Consider the following 3,879-nt stretch of genomic DNA (forward strand, 5'->3'; position numbering starts at 1 on the left):
GCGGTGCAGGTTGTCGCGTTCGATATCGCTGATGATGTGGCCGTCGATGTTTATCTGGTGCAGGTGGCCGGAGCCGTAATAGAGGTTGTTGATGGTGCGCCCATCCGGCAGGGTGGTGGCGATGCGATTGCCCAGTGGGTCGTACTGGTGGCTGAGGGTGCCCTGTGCGGTGGTTTCGCTCAGCAGGTTACCCAGTTGATCGTAGCTGAAGGTAATGAGGTCGAGTTCAGCTTCAGCAGGCAGGCCGGCTTTTTTGTAGCCGACTTTGATAAGGTTGTCGGCTTGGTCGTACTGGTAGGCGGTGTTGCCGTCGGTGGTGTATTTGCCGATCAGGCGGCCGATGGCATCGCGTTTGAAGCGGTGGGTGATTTCGGCACTGCTGCCGGCAGCAAAGTGCACGGCACTGACGTTATCGAGAAGGTCGTAGCTGTATTTCTGTTTACGCCCGTCCAGATCGGTCTGTTCGGTGAGGCGGTCGGCTGCATCGTATTGAAACTGGTAGTGTTCGCCGTTTTCGTTGATAAGGGTATTAAGGCGGCCATAGGCGTCGTAGTTAAAGCCGAGTTTGCGTCCGGCAGCATCGATGCGGGTGTGCACCAGTCCGCGCGGGTCGCGCTGGTAGTGGGTGCTGTGGCCGGCGGGATCGGTATAGGTCAGTAGCTGGCCGGCACTGTTAACGCGGTAGTGTTCCTGTCTGCCGTCGGTTAAGGTAACGCCGGTAAGCTGGCCGGCAGCGTTGTAGTGGTATTTGTTGCTGTTACACTGGGCGTCGGAGATGCTGCTGAGATTGCCTGATGCATCGTAATAGAGATGGGTGGCGGTACCGGAGCAGTCGACATGCTGGGTAAGCTGGCCGTTCTGGTTCCAGCGCAGGTATTTGTTGCCACCGCGGGCATCGGTGATCTGAACTATCTGGCCATGCTGGTCGTACTGGCAGTGGGTACGCTGTTTGTGGGGTCGATAACGCTGTGCAGGTTACCGCGCTGGTCGTAGTAGTAACGCCAGATGCTGCCATCGGGATCGACGCTGATGGTGGGTAAAGCCCAGTGTGGCAGCCACTGGGTTTGGCTGGTACGGCCGAGGGGGCCGTAGTATGCTACACTATAAAAAAATGTAAAACTTTCACGACTGATAAAGCAATGTAACAAGCATCAGAAAAATGAACAATGCTGATGTTGTCGAGCGGGTCATAGATTAGTTTTTGTTTGTATTGTTACAGTAGATATTTTTTCCATTTGTTGTCAAAGTCATCATAAACCTCTTTTTTATCAATACGCCACTCATGATTTTTATAATGCAGAGTATAGCGAAATTGATCTTCTACCCCATTTTGTTCTTGAGTATAAATAGCTGCTTTATTGCCTTTTAATTCCTCAGTTTTTAATATCTTTTCATCTGGCGAATATTCAGGCGGATTTCCACACCCTAATGAAATTTGCCTACCATATTTTCGTTCTTTTTTTGTACAAAATTTATTAAATATAAAATTTAAATCATTAATCATTTTTAAACGAACATCATTCGATAAATCATTTTTTACCAATGGATAATAATGGACTTCCCAGTGATTCATCGCAATAATAAATTCTTTTAATGTATTTTTTGCATTTTCTAAATTCATTTAGTTCTCCTAATTGTTAAATATTTCACTCAACACAATCTTTCCATTTTGGGAAACTGAATATTCTATTTGGGTTGGTCTTGTACCACCATTGCCATAAGTAAAACGCCAATCAATATTTACTGCTCCTTTTTTCTCAATATACCGTCTAACTCGCTCTTCAAACATTCGGTATTGACCACGATTTATTCCTTTTAACTGAGGAAAAACATTATCTATGCCTCCTGAACCTCCTAATATTTTCGCTAAAATATGTCCTGCATCATCATTTGCGTTACCTAATCTTCTAGCAAATGCTCTTGAAGAAGGATTAGTTGCTGTGCCTGAGCCTATATCAGCTCTTGAAACTGTCGCTTTTGCTGAAAGAGGTTGACCCTGTGCTCCTCGTTTAACTTTTACTTCACAAATCCACCCCCACGGATCAATCCAAGTCAACCCATTAGGCGCATACTGATATAGATTCAATCCGCCAGCTAAACCAATCGGGTCTGGCTGAGTAAATCTACCTATATCCGGATCATAATACCTGAAAGTATTGTAATGTAAGCCGGTTTCTCTGTCTAAATATTGTCCCTGATATCTGAGATTTTGCTCTACTGATTGGTGCTCAATTTCATGAATCCGCTTACCCCATAACTGAAAGCTACATTCCCAGAGTAATTCGCCGTTTGCATCGGTTAACTCTTCCGGGCAGCCATTCAGGTCGGTGTGGAAATAGCGGATATATTGTTCTTGGTTGCCGTCTGTGTCTATCCGCGCCAGTGGTTCGTAGCTGTTCTGGTCGGTATAGATATACAGGCTGGTAGGGTGATTCGGGCCGGTTTCCTGAATCATTCTTAAGCCGTCCCACAGGAAGCGCGTACGGTTGTAGGGTTGGCCTTCGCGGTCTAGCTGATGCTTTTCGATACGCCGGCCAAGTGCATCGTAGACGTAGCCGTAACGCTGACTGCGGCCTGTTTGCTCGATGCGTACTTCGCTCAGACGGTGTTCGGCGTCGTAGTGGTAGTGCTGGGTGGCGCCGGTGGTCTGTTTGGTCTGGGTTCGGCCGTGCTCGTCGTAGCTGTAGTGGTGTCCTCTGAAATGCAGGAGCTGGTTACAGTGAATCAGGTTGTGGTTGCTGTATTCTTCTCTGCGTTTGCCTGTCCAGGTATTTTTTTACTAGTACACTCCTAATTAATTCAAGTTTGACTGGCTCTTATTCGTTAAAAGCATCTACCCTTGAGTCATTCCTAGACCCATAATACCTTCTGTTTTATCTAAGTCATACTCCTAAATAAATACAAAATAATTCCTTACATTGGATTTTTAAAAATATATTTAATCAATCATAATTAGATTATTTAAATTAAAACAATGATTGATATATCTGATGCTTAGTTATTATCTTGCTTTTTCCAGACATTTAATCGTATTTACGCTAGAATTCTAGTAATTATTACAATGGATATTTGTCCCAATTATTATCAAACTTATCATATACCTCTTTTTTATCAATACGCCACTCATGTTTTTTGTAATGCAAGGTATAACGAAATTGACTTTTTGCACGATTTTGTTGTTGAGTGTAAATAACTACTTTATTACCTTTGAGTTCTTCTATTTTTAGTATCTCTTCATCTGGTGAGTACTCTGGTGGGTTTCCACAAGATAATGCAGCTTGTCGACCATATTTTCGCTCTTTTTTTGTACAAAATTTATTAAATATAAAATTCAAATCTTTAGTCATTTGTAAATAAGCTTCTTCTGAAGAATCACTTTTTAATTTTGGATAGCAAAGTATTTCCCAATGATTCATCGCAATAATAAATTCTTTTAATATATTTTTCGCAATTTCAATATCCATTTAGTTTACCTAATTTTTAAAAATATTATTTAACACATTCTTCCCATTTTGAAAAACTGAGTATTCTATTACGGTTGGTCTTGTGCCTCCTTTGCCATAAATAAAATTCCATTTAATATCCACGGTTCCATGCTCTTGAATATACTGTTTAATTATTTTTTCAAAAGCTCGATATTGACCACGATTTATTCCTTTTAACTGAGGGAAAACATTATCTATACCTCCTGAACCTCCTAATATTTTCGCTAAAATATGTCCCGCATCATCATCTGCGTTACCTAATCTTCTGGCAAATGCTCTTGAAGAAGGATTAGTTGCTGTGCCTGAGCCTATATCAGCTCTTGAAACTGTCGCTTTTGCTGAAAGAGGTTGACCCTGTGCTCCTCGTTTAACTTTTACTTCACAAATCCACCCC

Annotated in this window: 6 protein-coding genes and 1 pseudogene; 2 read left to right on the forward strand and 5 right to left on the reverse strand. The window is 42.6% G+C overall.

The annotated features are described in order from the left end of the window. A pseudogene (locus BGI33_RS12860) lies at positions 1 to 597 on the reverse strand (RHS repeat protein); the annotation flags it as partial. 213 nt (positions 598 to 810) lie between these two features. Here BGI33_RS12860 and BGI33_RS13010 point away from each other — a divergent pair. Continuing rightward, complete coding sequence (locus BGI33_RS13010; protein WP_180298957.1) at positions 811 to 993, forward strand: hypothetical protein; 183 nt, start codon at positions 811 to 813, stop codon at positions 991 to 993. A gap of 220 nt (positions 994 to 1,213) precedes the next feature. Here the strand turns inward: BGI33_RS13010 and BGI33_RS03080 are convergent, their stop codons facing one another. Then, the gene (locus BGI33_RS03080; protein WP_100089911.1) at positions 1,214 to 1,621 is read right to left on the reverse strand and encodes an NTF2 fold immunity protein; all 408 of its coding nucleotides are present in this window, start codon (positions 1,619 to 1,621) and stop codon (positions 1,214 to 1,216) included. 9 nt (positions 1,622 to 1,630) lie between these two features. Continuing rightward, positions 1,631 to 2,455 carry an RHS repeat-associated core domain-containing protein gene (locus BGI33_RS03085; RefSeq protein WP_100114516.1) on the reverse strand — a complete coding sequence of 275 codons (825 nt, stop codon included), beginning with the start codon at positions 2,453 to 2,455 and terminating at the stop codon, positions 1,631 to 1,633. 60 nt (positions 2,456 to 2,515) lie between these two features. Here BGI33_RS03085 and BGI33_RS13365 point away from each other — a divergent pair, with 60 nt between their 5' ends. Next, complete coding sequence (locus tag BGI33_RS13365) at positions 2,516 to 2,794, forward strand: hypothetical protein (RefSeq protein WP_100114515.1); 279 nt, start codon at positions 2,516 to 2,518, stop codon at positions 2,792 to 2,794. 262 nt (positions 2,795 to 3,056) lie between these two features. On the opposite strand, the gene BGI33_RS03090 is transcribed toward BGI33_RS13365, so the two are convergent. Next, positions 3,057 to 3,464 carry an NTF2 fold immunity protein gene (locus tag BGI33_RS03090; RefSeq protein ID WP_100089913.1) on the reverse strand — a complete coding sequence of 136 codons (408 nt, stop codon included), beginning with the start codon at positions 3,462 to 3,464 and terminating at the stop codon, positions 3,057 to 3,059. Between the two features lie 9 nt (positions 3,465 to 3,473). Continuing rightward, positions 3,474 to 3,879, reverse strand: a 406-nt coding sequence (locus BGI33_RS03095; RefSeq protein ID WP_180296971.1) for a DNA/RNA non-specific endonuclease, incomplete at its 5' end; no start/stop codon positions are given.

The organism is Snodgrassella alvi, assembly GCF_002777425.1.
GTDB classification, from domain to species: domain Bacteria; phylum Pseudomonadota; class Gammaproteobacteria; order Burkholderiales; family Neisseriaceae; genus Snodgrassella; species Snodgrassella alvi_B.

Excerpts from the sequence above, each read along its gene's own strand:
- BGI33_RS13010 (WP_180298957.1), top strand. The coding sequence starts at position 811 with ATGGGTGGCGGTACCGGAGCAGTCGACATGCTGGGTAAGCTGGCCGTT.
- BGI33_RS03080 (WP_100089911.1), bottom strand. The coding sequence starts at position 1,621 with ATGAATTTAGAAAATGCAAAAAATACATTAAAAGAATTTATTATTGCG.
- BGI33_RS03085 (WP_100114516.1), bottom strand. The coding sequence starts at position 2,455 with ATGATTCAGGAAACCGGCCCGAATCACCCTACCAGCCTGTATATCTAT.
- BGI33_RS13365 (WP_100114515.1), top strand. The coding sequence starts at position 2,516 with ATGCTTTTCGATACGCCGGCCAAGTGCATCGTAGACGTAGCCGTAACG.
- BGI33_RS03090 (WP_100089913.1), bottom strand. The coding sequence starts at position 3,464 with ATGGATATTGAAATTGCGAAAAATATATTAAAAGAATTTATTATTGCG.